General features: G+C 72.6%; 20 protein-coding genes. 9 read left to right on the plus strand and 11 right to left on the minus strand.

The annotated features are described in order from the left end of the window. On the plus strand, positions 1–1245 hold a 1245-nt coding region (locus FMEAI12_RS25820), incomplete at its 5' end, for an MFS transporter (protein WP_112108150.1). Between the two features lie 5 nt (positions 1246–1250). Beyond that, positions 1251–1838: a TetR/AcrR family transcriptional regulator gene (locus tag FMEAI12_RS25825; protein WP_112108151.1), complete on the plus strand. Its 588-nt coding sequence runs from the start codon at positions 1251–1253 to the stop codon at positions 1836–1838. A 100-nt stretch (positions 1839–1938) separates the two neighbouring features. Here the strand turns inward: FMEAI12_RS25825 and FMEAI12_RS25830 are convergent, their stop codons facing one another. From FMEAI12_RS25830 to dnaK, 5 genes are read right to left on the minus strand one after another with little or no spacing between them, the layout of a single operon-like run. Next, positions 1939–3075, minus strand: a complete 1137-nt coding sequence (locus FMEAI12_RS25830) for a glutathione-independent formaldehyde dehydrogenase (protein ID WP_112108152.1) — start codon at positions 3073–3075, stop codon at positions 1939–1941. A gap of 5 nt (positions 3076–3080) precedes the next feature. Continuing rightward, positions 3081–3395, minus strand: coding sequence for a chaperone modulator CbpM (locus FMEAI12_RS25835; RefSeq protein WP_071065419.1), 315 nt, complete (start codon positions 3393–3395; stop codon positions 3081–3083). Then, the gene (locus FMEAI12_RS25840; protein WP_112108153.1) at positions 3392–4462 is read right to left on the minus strand and encodes a DnaJ C-terminal domain-containing protein; all 1071 of its coding nucleotides are present in this window, start codon (positions 4460–4462) and stop codon (positions 3392–3394) included. The genes FMEAI12_RS25835 and FMEAI12_RS25840 overlap by 4 nt, the downstream gene beginning before the upstream one ends. After that, positions 4459–4944, minus strand: coding sequence for a nucleotide exchange factor GrpE (locus FMEAI12_RS25845; RefSeq protein ID WP_235014499.1), 486 nt, complete (start codon positions 4942–4944; stop codon positions 4459–4461). Before FMEAI12_RS25845 ends, FMEAI12_RS25840 begins: the two co-directional genes overlap by 4 nt. Then, a complete protein-coding gene (gene dnaK, locus FMEAI12_RS25850; protein ID WP_112108154.1) occupies positions 4934–6925 on the minus strand; it encodes a molecular chaperone DnaK in 1992 nt (663 codons plus the stop codon). Before dnaK ends, FMEAI12_RS25845 begins: the two co-directional genes overlap by 11 nt. Before the next feature lie 295 nt (positions 6926–7220). On the opposite strand from dnaK, the gene FMEAI12_RS25855 reads away from it, so the two are divergent. Further along, positions 7221–8006, plus strand: coding sequence for an Hsp20/alpha crystallin family protein (locus tag FMEAI12_RS25855; protein ID WP_112108155.1), 786 nt, complete (start codon positions 7221–7223; stop codon positions 8004–8006). A 9-nt stretch (positions 8007–8015) separates the two neighbouring features. Beyond that, entirely contained in the window at positions 8016–9419 is a 1404-nt protein-coding gene (locus tag FMEAI12_RS25860) for an NAD(P)/FAD-dependent oxidoreductase (RefSeq protein ID WP_112108156.1), read from the plus strand. A gap of 73 nt (positions 9420–9492) precedes the next feature. Here the strand turns inward: FMEAI12_RS25860 and FMEAI12_RS36715 are convergent, their stop codons facing one another. Then, positions 9493–9648: a hypothetical protein gene (locus FMEAI12_RS36715; RefSeq protein WP_160144323.1), complete on the minus strand. Its 156-nt coding sequence runs from the start codon at positions 9646–9648 to the stop codon at positions 9493–9495. A gap of 39 nt (positions 9649–9687) precedes the next feature. After that, entirely contained in the window at positions 9688–10350 is a 663-nt protein-coding gene (locus tag FMEAI12_RS25865) for a TetR/AcrR family transcriptional regulator (protein WP_071065413.1), read from the minus strand. A 504-nt stretch (positions 10351–10854) separates the two neighbouring features. Here FMEAI12_RS25865 and FMEAI12_RS25870 point away from each other — a divergent pair. Further along, entirely contained in the window at positions 10855–12924 is a 2070-nt protein-coding gene (locus FMEAI12_RS25870) for a PKD domain-containing protein (RefSeq protein WP_235014501.1), read from the plus strand. Between the two features lie 39 nt (positions 12925–12963). Here the strand turns inward: FMEAI12_RS25870 and FMEAI12_RS25875 are convergent, their stop codons facing one another. Beyond that, the gene (locus FMEAI12_RS25875) at positions 12964–13611 is read right to left on the minus strand and encodes a GntR family transcriptional regulator (protein WP_083391197.1); all 648 of its coding nucleotides are present in this window, start codon (positions 13609–13611) and stop codon (positions 12964–12966) included. Positions 13612–13795: 184 nt separating this feature from the next. Between FMEAI12_RS25875 and FMEAI12_RS25880 the strand changes: the two genes are divergently transcribed. Continuing rightward, positions 13796–14971: an amidohydrolase family protein gene (locus FMEAI12_RS25880; protein WP_112108157.1), complete on the plus strand. Its 1176-nt coding sequence runs from the start codon at positions 13796–13798 to the stop codon at positions 14969–14971. A 147-nt stretch (positions 14972–15118) separates the two neighbouring features. Here FMEAI12_RS25880 and FMEAI12_RS25885 read toward each other — a convergent pair whose 3' ends face one another. Continuing rightward, the gene (locus FMEAI12_RS25885) at positions 15119–16018 is read right to left on the minus strand and encodes an LLM class flavin-dependent oxidoreductase (RefSeq protein WP_112108158.1); all 900 of its coding nucleotides are present in this window, start codon (positions 16016–16018) and stop codon (positions 15119–15121) included. A 366-nt stretch (positions 16019–16384) separates the two neighbouring features. Here FMEAI12_RS25885 and FMEAI12_RS25890 point away from each other — a divergent pair, with 366 nt between their 5' ends. Both FMEAI12_RS25890 and FMEAI12_RS25895 read left to right on the plus strand, forming a co-directional pair. Next, entirely contained in the window at positions 16385–17617 is a 1233-nt protein-coding gene (locus tag FMEAI12_RS25890; protein WP_112108159.1) for a DegT/DnrJ/EryC1/StrS family aminotransferase, read from the plus strand. 189 nt (positions 17618–17806) lie between these two features. Beyond that, positions 17807–18193: a VOC family protein gene (locus tag FMEAI12_RS25895; RefSeq protein WP_071065407.1), complete on the plus strand. Its 387-nt coding sequence runs from the start codon at positions 17807–17809 to the stop codon at positions 18191–18193. A gap of 49 nt (positions 18194–18242) precedes the next feature. Here FMEAI12_RS25895 and FMEAI12_RS25900 read toward each other — a convergent pair whose 3' ends face one another. After that, positions 18243–18968 (minus strand): TNT domain-containing protein, encoded by a 726-nt coding sequence (locus tag FMEAI12_RS25900; protein WP_112108160.1) that lies wholly within the window; start codon positions 18966–18968, stop codon positions 18243–18245. Positions 18969–19307: 339 nt separating this feature from the next. Here FMEAI12_RS25900 and FMEAI12_RS25905 point away from each other — a divergent pair, with 339 nt between their 5' ends. Continuing rightward, positions 19308–19739 carry a nitroreductase/quinone reductase family protein gene (locus tag FMEAI12_RS25905; protein WP_112108161.1) on the plus strand — a complete coding sequence of 144 codons (432 nt, stop codon included), beginning with the start codon at positions 19308–19310 and terminating at the stop codon, positions 19737–19739. Positions 19740–19845: 106 nt separating this feature from the next. Here the strand turns inward: FMEAI12_RS25905 and FMEAI12_RS25910 are convergent, their stop codons facing one another. Beyond that, positions 19846–20583 (minus strand): hypothetical protein, encoded by a 738-nt coding sequence (locus tag FMEAI12_RS25910; RefSeq protein WP_112108162.1) that lies wholly within the window; start codon positions 20581–20583, stop codon positions 19846–19848. Positions 20584–20603 lie beyond the last annotated feature (20 nt).

The raw sequence follows: 20603 nt of genomic DNA on the forward strand, positions 1-20603 counted from the left end.
GTGCAGGGGGCGGGCGGCGGGATCTTCCCCCTCTGCTTCGGCCTGATCAACGACACGTTCAGCGCGAAGCGCCGGCCCGGCGCGCTCGGGCTGGTGTCGGCGATCTCGGGAATCGGCGCCGGCGGCGGCCTGATCATGGGTGGCCTCCTGGTCGACCACGCCTCGTGGGAGTGGGTCTTCTGGGCCGGAACGATCATGTCCGGGGGCGCGGCCCTCGGCGCGCTGCGGCTGCGGGACTCCGCCGGGCGCACCCCAGGACGGATCGACCTGCCCGGCGCTGTCCTGCTCGCGCTGGGGCTCACCGCGCCACTCATCGCCATCACCAGGACGCCATCGTGGGGGTGGGGAAGCCCGCGCACGCTCGGCGTGATCGCGGCGGGGCTGGCCGTCCTGGGGTTCTTCGGGTGGTACGAGCGCAGGGTCACCGAACCTCTGGTCGACATGCGACTGCTCGGCCGCCCGGAGATCATGGCCACGAACTTCGCGACCGCGCTGGTCGGCTTCGGCACGTTCGGCGCGTTCGTGCTGGTCCCGCGGCTCTCGCAGACCCCCGAGTCCTCGGGCTACGGGTTCGGGCTGGACGCCACCGGGGCCGGCCTGCTCCTGCTGCCGGCGTGCGGGGCGATGCTCGTGACAGCCGGGGTCTCGGGGCGGCTGGCACTCCGCGTCGACTCGCGAGACGCGCTCATCACCGGATTCCTGATCTCCGCCACCGGCCTGACCGCGCTCGCCTTCGAACACAGCTCAGAAGGCGTGGTGATCGCGCTGTCGGTGGTCCTCTTCGGCGGCATCGGCATGATCATGGCGGCCGTGCCGAACATCATCGTGCGCGCGGTGCCGCCCGCGATGACCGGGCAGGCGACCGGGGTCAACACGCTCGTGCGCTCCGTGGGCTCCGCTGTGGGCTCCCAGGTCGCGGCGACCCTGCTGGCCGCGAGCGTCACCGCGACGCACCCGCTGCCGACCGACGGGGCCTTCACCCTGGCCTTCCTGCTGGGCGGCGGTGGGGCGGTGTCCGCGGCGGTGTCCGCCGTGTTCATCCCACGGCGGTCCAGGGGCGGCGCCCCTGCCGTTTCATCGGCCCCCGCCGCTCCGTCGGCGCCGCCGGTGGCGGCGATCGCAACGGCAGCGGCAACGGTGACGGCAACCGCGGCGGTGACGGCCACGACCCCGGCCACAACCACAACCCAGTCACCGGCCCCGGCCCCATCAGTCACCCGCACCGTCGGTGATCAGGCAGACTGACAGCCATGTCCTCCCCGCCCGGTGACACGGCGGAACGCGGGTGCCCCGACTGGTCCGAGCGCCGCGCGGACGCCCGGCGCAACCACGAGCAGATCATCGCGGCGGCCATCGCGGTGTTCGCGGAGAAGGGCCTCAACGCCACCGTGCCCGAGGTCGCGGCCCGGGCGGGCGTGGGCAAGGCGACGGTCTACCGCAGCTACCCCACCAAGGCCGACCTGATCAGGGCCGTCGCCGAGCACCAGGTCCGCTGGGTGGAGGCTCGGCTGGCCGCCGCCGCCGAGGAGAGCGACCCCTACGCGGCGCTGCGCGGCTTCCTCTACGACGTCTCCGAACGGCTGGCCGACGACCAGGTGCTCCTGGCCGAGGTCCTGCCCAAGAAGGATTCCCGGACGGCGGAGGCGCCTGTCAGCAGGGTGCTCGCCGGCATCGTCGACGCCGCCCGCGAGCAGGGCACACTGCGCTCCGACGTCACCGCCCTGGACGTCCGCATCCTGGTCGGGGGCTATGCGCGCGTCCTGTCCGATCTCGGGATCCGGGACCCCAAGGAGTGGCGCCGCTACGCAGGCATGGTCATGGCCGCCCTGCGCCCGTGACCAGCCAGCTCCTGGGCTGAGAAGTGTGGCGGGCGAGTGACACCCAGGACTCACTCACCCGCCACAGTTCGCCGGGCCGGGCCGGGCCGGGAGGCCGGAGTCAGGGCTGGAGGGTGATCTTGATCCAGCCCTCGTCCCGGTGGTCGAAGTGGGCGTAGGCGTCGGGTGCGTCGGCCAGCGGCAGCCGATGGGACATGACGCAGGACGGCTGCGCCCGGCCGGTGATGATGAGATCGCGCAGGAACCGGTTGTACCGTTTCACGTTGGCCGGCCCGCTGCCCATCCGCAGCCCCTTCGCGAAGAAGGCGCCCATGTCGAACGGGAGTCGGCCGCGTGCGCCGCTCTCGTCGGCGGCACCGGGGTCGCGGGTAGGGTACACGCCGAGGACACCGATCGAGCCCGTCCAGCGCACGCAGTCGACGAGCTGGTTCAGGACGAGGCCGGCCTGCTCCTCGCCGGACGCCGTCCTGGCCTGGTAGCCGACGGCGTCGATGCCGCAGTCGACGCCGCGGTCACGGGTCTCCTCCCGCACCCGTTCCGCGACGTCCTCGGTGGACGAGTCGATCCCGGTGGCGCCGATCCGCTCGCACAGGCGGAGCCGGGAGGGCACGGGATCGACCACCAGCACGGTGGCGGCGCCGCACAGGGTGGCCGAGTACGCCGCCAGCAGGCCGACCGGCCCGGCGCCGAACACGACGACCGTGTTCCCGGCCTGGACGTCGGCCAGCTCGGTGCCGTGGAAGCCGGCGGGGAAGACGTCGGAGAGGGTCGCGAAGTCGAGCTCCTGGTCGTCGCCCGGCGGCAGCCGCAGCAGGTTGAAGTCGGCGAACGGCACCCGGAGGTACTCGGCCTGCCCGCCGGGGTAGGGGCCCATGTCCGGGCAGCCGTACGCCGCTCCGGCCCGGTGCGGGTCGGGGTTGGTGCGCAGGCAGAACTCGGTCCGGCCCCGCTCGCAGTTCGCGCACGTCCCGCAGGAGACGGTGCAGGGAACGGAGACCCGGTCGCCGAGCTGGACGCGGCTCACCGCCGACCCGCGGTCGACGACCGTGCCCATGTTCTCGTGGCCGAGGACCGTGCCGGGCCGCACACTGGTACGTCCCTCGTACACGTGCAGATCGGAACCGCAGATGCTCGTCGAGGAGACGCGTACGATCGCGTCCTGCGGATGCTCGACGCGCGGGTCGGGGACGTCCGCCACGGCCACCTGGAACGGTTCCCGGTAGACGACTGCGCGCATGGCGCTCACCTTCCCCGCCGGGGTTGCCGCAGCAGCCGCTCGAGCTCGTCGATCCGGTCGAGCAGGTCGAGCACGACCCCGGTGGCGGTGTAGGTGATCCCGAGGTCGCGGCGCAGCCGTTCGATGCGCCCGACGCGCGCCAGCGCGCCCGCTGCGAGCACGACACCGCGGTCACCGACGCCGGGGCCGGGGCCGGCGTCGAGCAGGCCGAGCGTCACCAGCCTGTGGACGAGGTCGGGGTGCAGCTGGGCGGCGGCGCAGAAGGACTCCAGGTCCAGCTCGCGGTCCCGCGGGCGGGTGCGGACGAGCGTCATGGTCATGACCGCTCCCTGGGGTTGAAGGACGAGACCCGGGCGAGCTCGCGGAACAGCTCGGTCTCCCGTTCCGCGGGGTCGGGCGGCACCATGATCCGCACGTGCGCGTACAGGTCGCCGGCCGCGCCACCGGGACCGCCACCACCGCCAGCGGCGCCGGCGCTGCCACCCGTGGCCTCCCGGGCCGCGTCCCGGGCCGCGTCCCGACCAGGCGCCGGCAGGCCCCGGCCGCGCAGGCGGAGCCGGCGGCCGCTGGAGGTGGCCGGCGGGACGGTGACCGTCACCCGCTCACCGGCCGGTGTGTCCAGCCCGGCCGCCGTTCCCAGGGCGGCTTCCCACGGGGCGAGCGGCAGGTCGGTGTGGACGTCGCGGCCCTCGACCCGGAACCGCGGGTCGGGAGCCAGGCGCACCACGAGGTAGAGGTCGCCGGGGCTTCCGCCGTCCCGGCCGCGCCCACCCTGCCCGGCGAGGCGCAGCCGCTGGCCGTCACGAACGCCGGCCGGGACGGCCACGTCGACCTCCCGGAGGCCGCGCGGCCCGGGCAGCGTGATCCGCCGCCGTGCGCCGCGGTAGGCCTCGGCGAGCAGGATCTCGATCTCCGCCTCCTGGTCGGCGCCGGGCACCGGGCCCACCCGGCCGCGCCGGCGGGCGAACCCGCGGACCCCGCCGAACAGGTCCTCGAAGTCGAAGCCCTGGAACCCCTCGAAGCCGAAGCCCCCGCCACGCCCGGCGGTCCCGCCGGCGCCGGCGCCCGGCCCGGCACCTGGCCCGGCGCCTGGCCCGAAGCCGCCCCGTGGGGCGTCCGCCCAGCGTTCGGCGCCCTCCGGCACCCGGCGGAAATCGCGGCCGAACCGGTCGTAGCGTGCGCGGGTGTCCGGGTCGGACAGCACGTCGTACGCCTCGGAGAGGTCCTTGAACCGCTCCTCGGCGGACGGGTCGGAGTTGATGTCCGGGTGGTACCTGCGGGCGAGCTTGCGGTACGCACGCTGGATGGCGTCGGTGTCGGCGTCACGCGGCACGCCGAGCAACTCGTAGAAGTCCGGGCTCGCGCGTCCCGTCGTCCCGGCGCTCATGTCGCCGTCCGCGGGCCGGCGCTCACCGCGACCGACGCCGGCCGCAGCACCCGCCCGCCGGCCTCGACGCCGGGGCGCAGGACCTCGACGACGGTGCCCGCCGGGGGCGGCTGCGGCGTCGAGGCGCTGTCGACGACGGCGCCGACCTCGTGCCGGGCCGGGTCGAAGGGGCCGGTCTCGTCGTCGAGCCGGGCGACGCCGGAGATCCGCAGCGCGTCGAGCGCGAGCTGGCGCACCCCGCGCACGCCGTCGACGAGGGAGTCGGGGTCGGCGTCCGCGTGGGCGAGGGCCAGCTCCAGGTGGTCGAGCACCGGCAGCCAGGCGAGAACGACGCGGTCCCGCTCGGCCGCCGTGGCGGCGCTGATCTCCCGTCCGGTCCGGCGGCGGTAGTTGTCGAAGTCGGCCAGCGTCCGCAGATGTCTGGCCTGCGACTCCTCCAGCTCGGCCGCCAGGTCCGCGCCGGCGGGGTGGTCAGTCATCATCGCGGGTGGTGAACTCGGCGTCGATCACGTCGTCCCCGCCGGCGCCGTGCCCGCCGGCTCCCGAACCGGTGCCACTCGCGCCCGAACCGGTGCCACTCGCGCCCGGCCCGGCGCCACCCGGGCCGCCGGTGCCCGGCCCGGCCGCCGCGGAACGTCCACCGCCGCCCGGCGCGGCCGCCGACTCACGCGCGCCGGGGGCGGGCAGCGCGTACAGCACCTGCTGGAGATCGTTGACGATCGGGCGGATCCGGTCCGCGCCGGAGTTCTCCGCCAGGGCCCGGTGGGCGTGGGCGACGAGCTGCTCGGCGCGGGCCCGCTCGTGCGCCGGAACGTCGTCGCCGAGCTCGGACAGCCGACGCTGGACCTGGTAGGCGATCGTGTCGAGCTGGTTCTGGGCGTCGGCGTTCTCTCTCAGCCGGGTGTCCTCAGCGCGGTTACGCTCGGCGTCGGCCACCATCCGCTCGATCTCGTCCGCGGGCAGGTTGGTGTTGTCCGAGATGGTGATGCGCTGCTCGGCGCCGGTGTCGGTGTCGCGCGCGGTGACGTTCAGGATGCCGTTGGCGTCGATGTCGTAGGTGACGTCCACCTGGGCCTGGCCGCGTGGCGCGGGCCGGATGCCCTCCAGCCGGAACCGGCCGAGGGTCCGGTTGTCCGCTGCCATCTCGCGCTCGCCCTGCAGGACGACGATGTCCACGGCGGACTGGTCGTCCTCCGCGGTGGAGAACGTCTCCGTCCGTCGCGCGGGGATCGTCGTGTTGCGCTCGATCACCTTCGTGCTGACGCCGCCGAGGGTCTCCACCCCGAGGGAGAGCGGGGTGACGTCGAGCAGCAGCACGTCGGAGACCTCGCCCTTGAGGACCGCGGCCTGGATGGCGGCACCGACGGCGACGACCTCGTCCGGGTTGACGGTCATGTTCGGGTCCCTGCCGCCGGTGAGCCGGCGCACCGCGGCCTGTACCGCGGGCATCCGGGTGGCACCGCCGACCAGGATGACCTCGTCGACGTCCGGTTCGGCGATCTTCGCGTCGGCCATCGCCCGCCGCACCGCCGGCATGCACCGCTCGAGCAGGTCGGACGTGTTCATTTCGAACTGTGACCGGGTTACCGTGGTGTTGAGATGCTTCGGGCCGTTCGAGTCGGCGGTGATGAACGGCAGGTTGACCTGGGTCTGACTCACCGAGGAAAGCTCGATCTTGGCTTTCTCCGCGGCCTCGAACAACCGCTGCAACGCCTGCGGATCGTCACGCAGGTCGATGCCGTTCTGGTTCTTGAAGTCGTCGGCGAGGAAGTCGACCAGGCGGCGGTCCCAGTCGTTTCCGCCCAGGTGGGTGTCACCGGCGGTCGCCCGCACCTCGACAATCCCGTCGCCGACGTCGAGAACGGACACGTCGAACGTTCCGCCACCAAGGTCGAAAACCAGGACGGTCTCGTGCGAGCGCTTGTCCATCCCGTAGGCGAGCGCCGCGGCGGTCGGCTCGTTGATGATCCGCAGCACCTCCAGGCCGGCGATCCGGCCGGCGTCCTTGGTCGCCTGGCGCTGGGGGTCGTTGAAGTAGGCCGGGACGGTGATCACGGCCTCGGTGACCTTCTCCCCCAGGAAGCGGGCCGCGTCGTCGACGAGCTTGCGCAGCACCATCGCGGAGATCTCCTCGGGCGCGTACTGCCGCCCGCGCACCATGATCCGCACGGCGTCGTCCTTGCCCGGGGCGAGATCGAAGGTGACCGTCCGCAGCTCGCTGGCGACCTCGCTGTGGCGACGTCCAACGAAGCGCTTGACCGAGGTGATCGTGCCCTTGGGGTTCAGGATCGACTGCCGTCGGGCCAGCTCCCCCACCAGCCGCTCGCCACCCTCGGTGAACGCGACCACCGACGGCGTCGTGCGCGAGCCCTCAGCGTTGGGGATGACCGTCGGCTGGCCGCCCTCGACGACCGCGATGACCGAATTGGTCGTCCCCAGGTCTATTCCAACTGCCTTTCCCACGATGTCCTCCCGGTGGGAGTTCTTCCGGCAAATAGGTGGCGGGGACGCGGCGAAGTACCTTCGGCTACGCAAAGCGCTTTCGACTAACGGTAGGACCAGCCCGACGGGCCTCGCAACACCACGTACCGGACCGGGAGATCAGAAATGGTTGCCCGAACAGGAGATCAGAAATGGCCGCCTGAACGGGTCACGGCCGGGCGGCTTGCCGACCGGGCGGACCCCGCCGACGATTGACGGGTAGGCCGCCCAGGAAGTAGGCCGCCCAGGAACATGAGTAATGGCCAGGGAGTGAATCATGACCAACCCCGTGCGCGCAGGATCCGGCCGCCAGGTACCGACCATCCGATGGGATCCGCTCCGCGAGATCGAGGACGCCTGGACCCGCATGGGCAGCCTGCTCGGCGACGTCACCGGCGGCGGCGAACGGCGGCCCTACGGCGTGCTGGCCGGCCTGGCGCCGGCGGTGGACGTCGAGGAGACCGCCGACGAGTTCGTCGTGGAGCTCGAGCTGCCCGGGGCCCGGGCCGAGGATCTCTCGATCGACCTCCGGGACAGCGAGCTGTTCGTCACCGGAGAGATCAGGGAACGGGAGCGCCGTGGCACGCTGCGCCGCCAGACCCGCCGGGTGGGGCAGTTCGAGCACGTCATCCTGCTGCCCGGCGAGGTGGACCCGGACGAGGTGAACGCCAGCCTCGACGACGGCCTCCTGACCGTCCGGCTGGCGAAGGCCCGCCGTAGCCAGCCCCGCCGTATCGAGATCTCCGCGCCGTCGGCCGAGCCGGGCCGCACCATCGACAGCTCGGCCGGCGAACTCTCCCAGGACGACTCCGAAGATTCGGACTCCACGCAGGCTGACTCCCCGCGAGCGGACTCCACGCGAACGGACTCCGCGAAGGCTGGTTCCGCGCGGGCCGGGTCCTCGCGGGGCGGCCGCTCGGGAGCCGGGTCGAAGGGAGCCGAGTCCAAGGGAGGCGGCGGGAAGGCGCGGCGGGCCGAGGAGTCCGGCGGCGGCCTGCCGGACGCTCCGACGCCCTTCGGGCAGAGCTCCTTCGGAGCCGCCGACTCATCCGGCGCCGGCTGACCGAGCGCCATGTCGCATCCGGCGCCGCCCGCGGCCGATGCCCCGCTCGGCGACGACATCGTGCGCGCCTACTTCCAGCGCCGGGCGATGCCGGTCGGCCTGGATGCCGGGTTCTGGATGATCGGCTCCCGGTTCAGCCCGGACAGCCGCCGGCTGCGCGAGTTCGCCTGCCGCAACCGGCTGCCGTACCGCTTCGTCGACCTGGAACAGGACCGGGACGGCGAGCGGATGCTGCGCGCCGCCGACGTGCCGCCCGGCGACACCCCGTTGGTGATCTGGTTCGGCGGGCTGGTGCTACGCAACCCGAGCAACTCCGAGCTGGCCCGGGCCCTGGGCCTGCCGGCGGCGCGGCCGGGAGCCCCCATCCGGGACGTGCTGGTCGTCGGGGCCGGGCCCGCCGGGCTCGCGGCCGCGGTCCACGCGGCCGCGGAGGGGCTGACCACCACGGTCCTCGACGCGGTCGGGACGGGCGGGCAGGCCGGCGACTCGTCCCGCGTCGAGAACCACCTCGGGTTCCCGGACGGGATCTCCGGCCGGGAGCTCGCCGACCGGGCCGTCGTCCAGGCGAACAGACTTGGGGCGGAGATCAGCGTCCCGGCCACAGCCCTCGCCCTGCGGCCGGACGGCGACCTGCACGTCGTCCGCTACGACCCCGGCGGGCTGCCCCTCGAGATGATCAGTCGGACGGTGGTGATCGCCACCGGTGCCCGGTACAACGGTCTCGACATCGCGGGCACCGAGGCCACGGGTACGGATGCCACGGGTGCCGATCCCACAGGTATCGATACCCGTGGGATCGAGCGGTTCGAGCGCGCCGGCGTCCACTATGCGGCGACCCTCATGGAGGCCCGGCTGTGCGGTGGACGTCCGGTCGCGGTCGTCGGCGGCGGCGACTCGGCGGGGCAGGCCACCCTCCTGCTCGCCGACGTGGCCACCGAGGTCTACCTGGTGGTGCGGGAGGACGAGCCGGGTGAGCGCATGTCCCGCTACCTGGTCGACCGGATCAGCCGCCATCCCCGGGTCGTCGTCCTGGCGCACACCGAGGTCGCGGGCGTCGTCGGGGACGGCACGTTGCGGGAGGTCGTCGTCCGGGAGAACCACTCCGGGGCGCGGGGCACGCTCCCGGCCCAGGCGCTGTTCATCCTCACCGGCGCGCGGCCGAACACCGGATGGCTCGCGGGCGCCGTCGCGCTCGACGCCGACGGTTTCGTCCTCACCGGCCACGACGCCGGACGGGCGACCGGCCGGGACCGGCCGCCCCAGGTGCTGGAGACCAGCAGGCCGGGTGTGTTCGCCGTCGGCGACGTCCGCGTCGGCGCCGTCCGGCGGGTCGCCTCAGCCGTCGCCGACGGCGCGGCCGCCATCCGGCTCCTGCACGAGCACCTCGCGCGGACCGGGAGCCCGGTGTCCTGAGCAACGGCCGGGGGCGATCCGACGCGGGTTGTGACCGCTGGTCGCGAAGGCCTGCGCCAAATCATGATCCGGTTCATGGCGGCCCCGTCGCGCACCCGCGAAGCGACGCCTCCGCTCGGACGGCGTAGTGCACGGCGCCGGCCCGGCGGGCCAGCCGGGCCGCCGCGGCGTAGTGCTCGGCCGCCCGCCGCGGATCGCGCTGCGCGGCGGCGACATCGCCGAGGTACATGCGGACGGGCCGACGGGAGCGGGCAGGCGGGCACGGCCGTCAGATGCCCGTGGGGGGCTCCAGCACCGCGCGGGCGGCCTCCATCCAGTTCTGGCCGGACAGTCTGCGGAACGCGCTGACGAGGGTGGCCCCGAGGTCGAAGTCCGGTGCGAGGAGCCACTGGGCGTTGAGGCCTTCCCAGGTGGCCATGACCTGCCGTGCCACCTCCACCGGGTCGAGGCTCGGGTGCGCCTGGCCGCGCCGTTGGCGTTCGGCGACGAGGCCGGCGTAGGTCTCGATCGCGACCCGGCGGTGGCGGGCGAAGTAGTCCGCGGCCGGATGACCGGGGGTCGCGGCAAGACCGGCGAGGGCGACGCGCAGCCGCAGCAGCGATTCCCGCCGTGCCGCGGCCTGCGCATGCTCACCGAGGACGTCAAGGTCGAGTCCCGCGAGGCCGGCGGCCGGCCGCACGCCGTCCCGCTCGGCCTGGAGCACCGTGAGTTCCTCGTCCCGCTCCAGCGCCGCGACCAGCAGGTGATCCCGGCTCGGGTAGTGGTAGAGCACCGTGGCCTCGCTGGTGCCGGCCCGCCTCGCGACCTCGGCGGTCGTCACCCCCGCGTGCCCCTTCTCCTCAACCAGGTCGAGGACGGCCTGGGCGATCTCCCGCCGACGGCCGGCCGTGCGCGCGTAACGGCCGCGCGCGCGACCGGCCGTGGAAGCCATGCCCAGACGATACGCATCCCAACATTGAGTTCGAGCTAACTTTTACTCCTTATCGACACGCTCGACCCCACACACCGGCGAGTCTCGGCCTTGTTCGGGTCTTGCCTTTATGCTTTGCTCAATTTTTGTTGGGGGAAAGATCCTTTTCGCCGTGGCTGGTCCCGGATCCGAGGCGCCGCGGGGCGCGTAGGGAACGCCTGCCAGCCAACGGAGGACCTCGCCCGTGTCCTGGTCGTCCGACCAGCGGCAGCACTTCCCAGCGCGCCCGGCCGGTTGGCGCTTTGGCGACATCGGCGGCGCCGGATCGAAGGGAACGCGGTGACAGCGTTGGCCAGGTACCTCGAAACCAGAGGCACACGGGCGGCACAGGCCCGACCGAAGACGACGGAAGACGACCGAGGCTTACGAGGCTCCCGGGGGGACTCGGGCGCCGGTACGCGCCGGCGTCGCACCCGGCCGCTGCTGACGGGCTCCGCGATACTGCTGATCACCGGCGCGGTCTCGATGACGGCCTCCTGCTCGTCGTCATCGGACGACGCGGCGCCCGCCCCGCGACCGGTGTGGACCAACCTCGGGCACCCGTTGGACATCGACGCGGGGCCGCTCGTGGGCCCGTCCTGCGAGCCGGCCGCGCCGGACGGCCCCCTGATCGTGACCGGGTCGTGCGTCGACCCCGAGCTGACCCGGCCGTACGTCGATGTGGACGAGCGCCGGAAGGCCACCGATCCGGCGACGGACGTCACGGTGAGCTTTCGCTACGTCCACGGCGGGTTCCGGGACACGAAGGCCAAATTCGCCTTCTACTTCCCGGACCGGTACGAGGGGCGCTTCTTCGAGTACACCTACCCCACGCTGGGGACCGAGGACGCCCTGCCGGGAACCATCGCCTTCGCCGTCACGAACGGCGCCTACGTCGTGGCCACCAACAACGCCGGGGGCCTGCCCGGAGCCGGTGAGCTCGGGGGGTACCGCGTCAACGCGGCGTCGGCGAAGTTCTCCCGCGTCGTCGCGGCGCAGGTGTACGGCGACTCGGCCCGGCCGCGCGGCTACATCTACGGGGCCAGCGGCGGCGCGTACCAGACGATGGGCGCACTGGAGAAGACCGAGGGCGTGTGGGACGGCGGCGTGCCCATGGTGCCCGGGACCGGGAACTCGATCCCCAGCAGCATGACCGTGGAACTGCTGGGGCTACGGGTGCTCCACGACAAGTTCCCCCAGATCGTCGACGCGATGGAGCCCGGCGGCAGCGGCGACCCCTATGCCGGCCTGAACAAGGAGCAGCAGGCGGTGCTCCGGGAGGCGACACGGCTTGGATTCCCGCTTCGTGGCTGGTGGAACTACGCGAACCTGGACGGCGGGGCGTTCTCCGCGGTGGGCGGGGGTGTCCGCATCCTCGACGCGAGCTACGTCGACGACTTCTGGACCAGGCCGGGCTACGCGGGCACCGACCCGGCGTCGTCGGCCGGGACGGCTCGGGTCCGGTTCGAGGCCGACGTCACCGCACTCACCGGCGACCCGGGCAGCGGGCTGAGGCTCTCCGCCGCACCGACCGGTGACCTGACCGGCGCGGACATCGTCGTCGTCAGCGGTGCCGCCGCCGGCAAGACAGTCCCGCTGGGAGGCTCGGACGGTGACACCGTGACCTTCGGCGACAACGCGGACTCCGCGGTGACCGGCGCGATCAGGCCGGGTGACCGCGTGCGCATCGACAACTCGTGGTTCCTCGCGCTGCAGTACTACCAGCGCTACCAGGTCCCGTCGCGCGACCTGTACGGCTGGAACCAGTTCCGCGACGCGAACGGCGCTCCGCTCTATCCGCAACGGACGGTACTGGCCGGGCCGACGTTCACCCAGGCGGTGAGCGGCGGGGTTCCCACCGGGAAGTTCCACGGCAAGATGATCATGTTGGCCTCCCTGATGGACGTCGAGGCGTTCCCCTGGCCCGCGGACTGGTACGCCAGGCAGGCGAAGGCCACGCTCGGATCGAAGCTGAACGACAACTACCGCGTGTGGTTCATGGACAACGCCGGACACACCCAGCCGCTCAACCCGGCGGCCGAAACGCACCTTGTCAGTTACGACGGCGAGCTCCAGCAGGCCCTCCTCCACCTCGACGAGTGGGTCGCGAACGGGACCGCGCCTCCGGCCAGCACCGCCTACACCGTGGACGGCGACACGCAGGTGCACCCGGCGGCGACCGCCGCGGAGCGCAGGGGCGTCCAGCCGACCGTCACCCTCGCCGTCAGCAGGGTCGGGACCCGTGACGTCAGGCCCGCCGCCCGCGCCGACGCCGCCGCCGGCCAACCGGTCACTCTCTCCGTGCAGGCGGAGACACCCCCGGACACCGGAAAGATCATCAAGGTGGAATGGGACTTCGACGGCACCGGACGCTACCCGGAGCACTCCGAGCTCGACAAGATCGACCGTGCGGCGCGGCTGACCATCGCCCACACCTTCACCAGGCCCGGGACCTACTTCCCGGTGGTACGGGTGACCTCCGAGCGCAACGGCGACCCGAAGGCGCCCTTCGGCCTCGTGCAGAACCTCGCCCGCGTCCGGGTCGTCGTCCGGTAACCGCTCGTCCGGCAACCACTCGCGCCGCGGGCAGCGTGCTCAGCCAGTTCCGACCGCGCCCGCCTCGGCGGACAGCACCCCCCGCCGGACGAACTCGCGGATGACCTCCTCGGCCACGGCCCGGGCGTCCGCGAGACGGGCCTGGGCGGCGCCGTGCTCGTCGCCGGCGGCGATGGCGTCGATGACGAGCTCGTGCGCCCGGACGACCTCGGCGTGGTCGCGCTGGTCGCTCTGGCGGGCCGTCCAGTCGAGGAAGTCACCGAAGCCGCGCAGGTCGGCGCGCAGCCGGGGGGTGCCGCCGGCCCGGTGCTGGAACAGGACCATCTCGGTGGTGAGCTCGTACCAGCGGGTGCGCGCCTCCGCCGGCGTGGCCCGCAGCTCGCCGAGGATGCGCTGCATCTCGGCGAGGACGCCCGGGTCGCGGCCACGCGCGATCCGGGACACCGTGACGCCGCTGAGCAGGCCGAAGACGTGGAAGTCGGCGCGCAGCGTACGGGCGTCGAAGTGCTCGACGAACGCGGCCCGGTGCACCTGGGTGGAGACGACGCCGTCCCGCTCGAGCAGCACCAGGGCCTCGCGGACGGGCGTGGGGCTGACGCCGAGGGTCGCGCTGATGCTCTCGACGTCGATGCGGTCGCCGGGGCGCAGGCGCCCGTCGAAGATCTGCCGGTGCACCCACTCGACCACGGCGCGGCTCGTCCTGGCTCGTTTCAAGGCATGTTCGGCCACGCCCTCATGGTCGCAGCCCCGGCGACCCACATGCTTGATCGTAGATTAAAAATTGGAAATTGCCAGTCATGTCGTAGTGAGTTACGTTCGGCTGGAGCGCCCGGACAGGCGGGGGCGCTGCGTCGACACCGGGAGGCACGCCGTGGTCAAGTTGGTCGAAGGTTTACGAGTAGTTGACGCCGACTCCCACATGACCGAGCGCCATGACCTGTTCACCGAGCGGGCCCCGAAGGGCTACGAGGACAAGGTCCCGCACGTCCAGCGGATCAACGGCCAGGACATGTGGGTCGTCGCCGGCAAGTCCTTCGGCCGCGCGGGCTCCGGTGGCACGATCGACCACGACGGCAAGAAGCACCCGTGGAAGGACTCCCAGGGCGGGGACTGGGGCATCGAGAGCGTCCACCCCGCGGCGTGGGACGCCGGCCGGCGGATCACCCTGATGGACGAGCTCGGCATCGACACCCAGGTGGTCTACCCGAACGCCATCGGCATCGGCGGCCAGAACCTGTTCAACGCGGTCGACGACCCCACGGTCGTCCGGCTCTGCGTGGAGCTCTACAACGACGCGATGGCGGAGGTCCAGGCGGGGTCGGGCGACCGGCTGCTCCCCATGCCGATCATGCCGGCGTGGGACATCGCGGCCTGCGTGCGCGAAGCCCAGCGCTGCGCGGAGATGGGCTACCGCGGGGTCAACATGACCGCCGACCCGCAGGACTCCGGCTCACCGGACCTGGGCGACCCGGCGTGGGACCCGTTCTGGGAGGTCTGTGCCGGGCTGAACCTGCCGGTGCACTTCCACATCGGCGCCAGCCAGACCTCGCTGTCCTACTTCGGCACGACCTACTGGCCGAGCCAGGACGACTACGTGAAGCCGGCGATCGGCGGTGCGTCGCTGTTCCAGAACAACTCCCGGCTGCTGCTCAACAGCTGCTACTCGGGAATGTTCGACCGCCATCCGAACCTGAAGATGGTCTCGGTCGAGAGCGGCATCGGCTGGATCCCCTTCATGCTCGAGGCGATGGACTACGAGCTCGAGGAGAACGCGCCGGAGTACTTCCACAAGCTGCAGAAGCGGCCGTCGGAGTACTTCGCGTCGAACTGGTACGCGACCTTCTGGTTCGAGAAGGGCCGCGGGGACCTCCAGCACCTCGTCGACACCGTCGGCGAGGACAACATCATGTTCGAGACGGACTTCCCGCACCCGACCAGCCTGCACCCGAACCCGCTCGAGATGGTCGCCGAGCAGGTCGGCTCGCTGCGCCCGGAGACACAGCGCAAGGTCATGGGCGAGAACGCCACCAAGCTCTACCGCGTCTGAGGCCGTTCGGGCCCGGCCGGCCGGCCGCTCCGTGCCGGCCGGCCCGAAGCGCCCGCCGCCCGGTCATCCCAGCCGCGGTGATCCGCCAACCGTTCCGACGGCCAGCGAATCACCGCGGCTGGCCCGTTCCAGAACTGCGGTCCCGTTCTAGAGCGGCGGGCCCGCCTCGATTCTCCGCAGGGCGGCGGCGTACTCCCCGGGCGCCGGGCGGAAGCCCTCCAGCCACCAGGTCGCGCCGGCCGCCGCGATCGACTCGACCGTCTCCCGCGCCGCGCCCGGCTCATCCGGCCCGGTCCGCCCGGTGATCACCACGTCGAACACCTCGCCGCCGGCCCGCTGCCGACTGCCGGGCTCGCTGCCGGCGCCCTGCCCGGCGGCGGCCCGGTACTCGCTGACGGTGGCGACGATCTCGGCCACCGCGGCAGCCGTCGGTTCCGCGGAACCGTCCCGCGGGTTGATGATCATCGGGGCGACGCCGTCCCACCGGGCCGCGCGACGCAGCGGAAGCCGGTTCGGCCAGTTGCAGCCGATCCAGACCGGCGGCCGCGGGCGCTGCACCGGGGTGGGCAGGAACGTGACGTCGGTGGCGGTCAGGTACTCGCCGCGGAAGTCCACGCGCTCCCCCGACCAGAGCCCCGCCAGCACCGCCAGGCCCTCGTCCAGCCGCAGCGCCACCTCCCGGGGCTCGACCGGTTCGCCCCAGGTGCCGTACTCCGCGGGCAGCGTCCAGCCGAGCCCCGCGCCGAACACCAGCCGCCCCCCGGAGAGCCGGTCCAGCGACGTGGTCTGGCGGGCCAGCGACCCGGGACGCCGCCGCGCCACCGGGGTGACCAGCGGGCCGAACCTGATCCGCTCGGTCGCCAGCGCCACCGTGGTCAGCAGCACCCAGGGGTCGGCCACCTCCTGGGCGGGGCCGTAGGGGAAGACCACGTGGTCCCAGACGAAGAAGCCGTCCCACCCCGCGGTCTCGGCTCGCCGCGCCAGGTCCATGACCCGGCGCGGATCCACGAATTCACCGAGATTGGGCACACAGATACCGGAATGCACGTGGGGAGGCTACCCGGGGACCGGACTACCCGCAGCGTTGTTATCCAGTGACTGCCCGACCCCCCACCCACTACGCAAGATCACGACTGCGGCCAGGACAAATACGGGCCGGTTAGCAGTGCCTGTGCGTGGCCTTGATCAGTCGACGGCTGGGGCTGGTCCGGCTCGCCGTTCTCGGGGCGTCCATGGATCTCATTGAGTCGACGCCCGACTGTCTACCCGTCCGCAATGTTCCACAACCGCGCTGTTCCGTCGCCGCCGCGGATGGTGGTGGTCGGCCCGCGGGCGGCGCGGCGCCGGGCGCGCATGCTCCACGACAAGCACTTCGTACGATGGATAACCCATATGCCCTGGTAAATACTACCTGTGAACCTCTTCCCCACGCACCGCATCGACTGCACCGTGGCCGGAGCGATGTACGCGCTGACCGCCGGAGTCAGGCGGCGCGGCGCACCGTCCGTGATCGGCCGGAGGGGGCACGGGCCACATCCAGACCTCGACAGCCCCCGTGACCGCCCAGGCCCCGACGCCGACGCCGACGGCCTCCTGTGCCTGTCCGTGCGGTCCGCATTCCACCTGCTGCTGAGCGCCGCGCGCCTCCCGGCGGGCAGCGACGTCGCGATCTCTGCCGTCACCCACCCAGACATGATCAGGATCATCGAGTTACACGGCCTGCGGCCCGTCCCCGTCGACATCGATCCGCTCACGCTCGCCGTCGACGAGGCTGCGCTCGACGCGGCGATCACCGATCGGACGCGCGCGCTCGTCGTCACCCACCTGTTCGGCGCGCGGTCCAGCCTCGACGCCGCCGCCCGGGCCGCCCGCGCGCACGGCCTGCTGCTCATCGAGGACTGCGCCCAGTCGATCCAGGGGCCGGCCGACCGCGGCGACCCGCGCGCCGACGTGTCCCTGTTCAGCTTCGGCCTGCTCAAGACCGCCACCGCGCTCGGCGGCGCCGTCGCCTGGACCCGCCGGCCCGACCTCGCCGCCGACATGCGCGCCCGCCAGGAGCGGTGGCCCGCGCAGTCCCGGCGCGAGTACGCCAGACGGGCCGTCGTATGCGTCGTCGCGCTGGCGCTGTCCCGTCCCCGGCCCTACGGCCTGCTCTTCGGCGGTGCGCGACGGCGGGACCCGCAGGCACTGATGCGCTCCCGGGTGCCACGGGACGAACGGGGGTTCACCGGCTGGCTGCAGCGCCGGCCCTGCCCGGCCCTCGCCCGCACGGTGACCCGGCGCCTGGCCCGGTTCCCCGCGAACCGGCTGCGACGGCGCGCCGCCGCCGGCGAGGCGCTCGCCGGCGCGCTGCCACCGGAGGTGTTCCGTCCCGGCGGGGCCGCGGAACACCACACCTACTGGCTGTTCCCCGTCATCGTCGACGACCCGGCCCGCGTGGTCGAGGCGCTGCGGGCGGCGGGCGTCGACGCGGCGCCGACCACCAGTCAGATAGGCGCCGTCGAACCCGCCCCACCGGGCGCTCGGCGAGTCCTGACCGGCCTGGTGTTCCTGCCTGCCTACCCGGAACTCCCCGCGCCGCGGCGGGACCGGTTCGTCGCCGCGCTCACCGCGGAACTCGGCGCGCACCCCGGCGCCTCGCGCTGAGACCGGCCGTCGCGGACGCGGCCGGCCCGGTGTACAGGAAGGCCGTTCGGATCGCGCACCCGATGACGCCCTTCCCTACAGTCGGCCCTGCCCGGACGGCCGCACGAGCCGCCGAGGCACGAAACACCCCGGCGGGCCGGCGCAGGCCGAAGCACGCCGGTCCGGCTGTCCGAGACCTGGAGGACGGAAATGCCGCTCAGCGGTGTGTCACACGTGAGCCTGACAGTGCGGGACCTGGACATCAGCTGCCGCTGGTACACCGAGATTCTCGACTGGAAGGAGCTGGTGCGGGGCCGCGGTGACACGACGTCCTTCGCCCACGGTGTTCTTCCCGGCGGCCTGAGCATCGTTCTGCGCGAACACGACGGCGGCGGCGCGGACCTGTTCGACGAGACCCGGCCCGGCCTCGACCACCTGTCCTTCTCCGTCGAGAGCATGACCGATCTCGACGTCCTCGAGGAAAGGCTGGCCAAGGCCGGGGCCGTGTTCACCCCCACCCAGGAGCTTCCGTTCGGGTGGATCCTCGCCTTCCGCGACGCCGACAACATCGCGCTGGAGGCCATGCTCGGCCGGTAGCCCACCGGGCCCGCCGGCCGAGCCCGTTTCACCGAGGCGGGCCGGCGGGTCAGACGATCCGGTCGTCCGTGGGAACTTCCACGAGGTACTTGTTGTCCAGCAGGTACTGGACCTGCAGGTTTCCCGTCGTCTGGTTGCACCGTGGCGACGTAGTCCCCCCCGGGACGAGTGAACACACGACCTGGTACTGCAGGCCGTTACCGGGCTGGTCGAACCACGGGCGGATCGCCCCGGAGAACACCCGGAACTCCCGGACCACCTGGTAGGCGTGGTAATTGCAGTCGCCCGGATCCGCGGCGTCGTCGAGGTTGGACGGCGGGATCGACCTGTTCTCGTAGTCCGTCCCCCGAGGCGAGAGGAAGCTGCCGCGCGGCAGGCCGAAACGGTCGATCCGCTGGCCCGGAACCAGCGACACCTCGGTCCTGATCGGCGAGCCGTCCGGGTTGATGTAATAGCCGTCCGCCGGCGGGAAGATCCAGTTCCCCGGTATGGACGGGAACGGCGAGAAACTGGCGGACGGGTCCCACCAGGTACCCAGGAACTGATCGGCCGAATGGCCGCCGGTCCGCGAGTAGTCGTCGACCTCATCACCGACGTCGCCGAAGAACGGAAGCTTTGCCGGCCCCAGCCGGGGATCGTTCTGGTAGTCCGCCGCAGAACATTCATCGAAGGGCTGGATCTTCGGCGGTGAGATCGCGTCGGCGGCGGCCGGGGCCGTTGCGGAGCACAGCATCCCTCCGGCCGCCAGCGAGACCAGCGTCCTACGGAAACGCACCTTTTCCTCCCGAAGTCCTGCGCCTGGCGCGGCGACTTCGAACGGTAATTAGCTGATCTTCACCTGGAGCGCGAGGTCGGATTGGAGCATTGCGTCGCGTGTCGCCACCTTCGGGCGAACACCGCGCGGCCCAGGCCTCCGAACGCGCCCCCGCGTGACCCCGTGGCCGGATACCGGCCTGCCGGATGCAGCGTGGCTCACGTCGCGTGAAGGACGTCGCACAGTGGCCGGCCGGGCCCGGGACGTAATCAGAGTGCTTCGCGCGGAGTCGGCACGGCTTCAGGGCCTGGGACGGCGAGCAGGTGCCGGGCCCTGGCACAACGAGAAGGAAGCAGGACGATGAGCAGGAAGATGTACAGTGCGCAGGAGATCAAGGAGTTCATCGAGGAGTTCCGGGCCAACGGCGGCCGGCCCGCCGGCAGGTTCGAGGGCGCCACCCTGCTGCTGCTGGACAGTGGTCCGGAGGCCGACGGGTCGCCGCACGTGAGCCCGCTGAACTTCTACGCCGAACGCGGCCGCTACTTCGTGTTCGCGGCCAACGACGGCGCGGACGAGGATCCGCACTGGATGGAACAGCTGCGGGCGGACCCGAACGCCACGATCGAGGTCGACGGCCAGGTCCTCCGGGTCACGGCCACCGAGCTGCACGGTGCGGAGCGCAGCTCGATGTACGCCCGCCAGGCGCGGCGGTACCCGCAGTTCGAGGTGCTGCAGGAGGCGACGTCCAGGGTCATCCCCGTCGTCGAGCTCGTCCCCGCCGGCAACTCCTGACCGGTCCGTGATGCGGGGAGCCCGTGGCGGACCGCCACGGGCTTCGGGGGCGGCACGCGTTCCCCCGGGCTCGGTGCCGGCTTCGGCTTCGTGGTGTTCGTGGTGTTCACCCACGGCTCGGCGGGGCCGGCAGCTCGACGGCGATCTCGACCCCGAGGCGGTGGCCGCCGGCGAGCCGCAGGTCGTCGCCGCTCCAGAACCGGCCCGGGTCGTACCAGTTCGGCCGCCGGCCCGGCTCCAGGAGCCCCATCGCCTCGTAGGTGAGCGCGACGACCTCGGCACAGTAGGCGGACTCCAGCCCGCCCCCGGTCTCGACACCGGCACCGGATTCCGCGCCGGCGGCCGACTCCGGGCCGGCGGCCGGCGCGGAATCCGGACCGGTCCGGGCCCGGCGGCGCCGGAACGTCCGCGGCGCCGGCAGCCGGCCCCCCAGCCACCGGGTGGCGAGCCGGGCCGTGGACGGGAACGGTGTGCCGTCCAGCCGGGCCACCGTGCGCAGGACGGCCTCCTCGGCCTCACGGCCCGCCGTCGGCTCGAGCTGGCGCAGCCAGGCCCGCTGGCCGTACCGCGCGCCCCACACGACGACGGCCTCGCGGAGGTCGTGCAGCTGCACTCCGCGGTGGTGGCTGCCGGACCAGACGTCACGAAGCGACCGACCGAGCTCCGCGTGCCACATCAGTGGCGGCAGGTCGTCGAGGACGACGGCCATCCCGACGTGGTTCACCGGGCTGTTCGTCGTCATCTGGATCGCCCGGTCGGCGGGACTCCGGCCACGGAAGATCCACACGTCACCGGTGCGGCTGAGCTCCACCGCCTGGTCGAGGGTCAGCGGACGTCCGCCCATGTCCCCCAGCGTAGGAGGTC

It is taken from the genome of Parafrankia sp. Ea1.12 (genome assembly GCF_900465275.1).
In the GTDB taxonomy this organism is placed as follows: domain Bacteria; phylum Actinomycetota; class Actinomycetes; order Frankiales; family Frankiaceae; genus Parafrankia; species Parafrankia soli.

Excerpts from the sequence above, each read along its gene's own strand:
- FMEAI12_RS25895 (WP_071065407.1), top strand. The coding sequence starts at position 17,807 with ATGCCGCTCAGCGGTGTGTCACACGTGAGCCTGACAGTGCGGGACCTG.
- FMEAI12_RS25840 (WP_112108153.1), bottom strand. The coding sequence starts at position 4,462 with ATGAGCGCCGGGACGACGGGACGCGCGAGCCCGGACTTCTACGAGTTG.
- FMEAI12_RS25865 (WP_071065413.1), bottom strand. The coding sequence starts at position 10,350 with ATGGCTTCCACGGCCGGTCGCGCGCGCGGCCGTTACGCGCGCACGGCC.
- FMEAI12_RS25905 (WP_112108161.1), top strand. The coding sequence starts at position 19,308 with ATGAGCAGGAAGATGTACAGTGCGCAGGAGATCAAGGAGTTCATCGAG.
- FMEAI12_RS25830 (WP_112108152.1), bottom strand. The coding sequence starts at position 3,075 with ATGCGCGCAGTCGTCTACCGGGAACCGTTCCAGGTGGCCGTGGCGGAC.
- FMEAI12_RS36715 (WP_160144323.1), bottom strand. The coding sequence starts at position 9,648 with ATGTACCTCGGCGATGTCGCCGCCGCGCAGCGCGATCCGCGGCGGGCG.
- FMEAI12_RS25910 (WP_112108162.1), bottom strand. The coding sequence starts at position 20,583 with ATGGGCGGACGTCCGCTGACCCTCGACCAGGCGGTGGAGCTCAGCCGC.
- FMEAI12_RS25825 (WP_112108151.1), top strand. The coding sequence starts at position 1,251 with ATGTCCTCCCCGCCCGGTGACACGGCGGAACGCGGGTGCCCCGACTGG.
- FMEAI12_RS25845 (WP_235014499.1), bottom strand. The coding sequence starts at position 4,944 with ATGATGACTGACCACCCCGCCGGCGCGGACCTGGCGGCCGAGCTGGAG.
- FMEAI12_RS25870 (WP_235014501.1), top strand. The coding sequence starts at position 10,855 with ATGACGGCCTCCTGCTCGTCGTCATCGGACGACGCGGCGCCCGCCCCG.
- FMEAI12_RS25855 (WP_112108155.1), top strand. The coding sequence starts at position 7,221 with ATGACCAACCCCGTGCGCGCAGGATCCGGCCGCCAGGTACCGACCATC.
- FMEAI12_RS25835 (WP_071065419.1), bottom strand. The coding sequence starts at position 3,395 with ATGACCATGACGCTCGTCCGCACCCGCCCGCGGGACCGCGAGCTGGAC.
- FMEAI12_RS25860 (WP_112108156.1), top strand. The coding sequence starts at position 8,016 with ATGTCGCATCCGGCGCCGCCCGCGGCCGATGCCCCGCTCGGCGACGAC.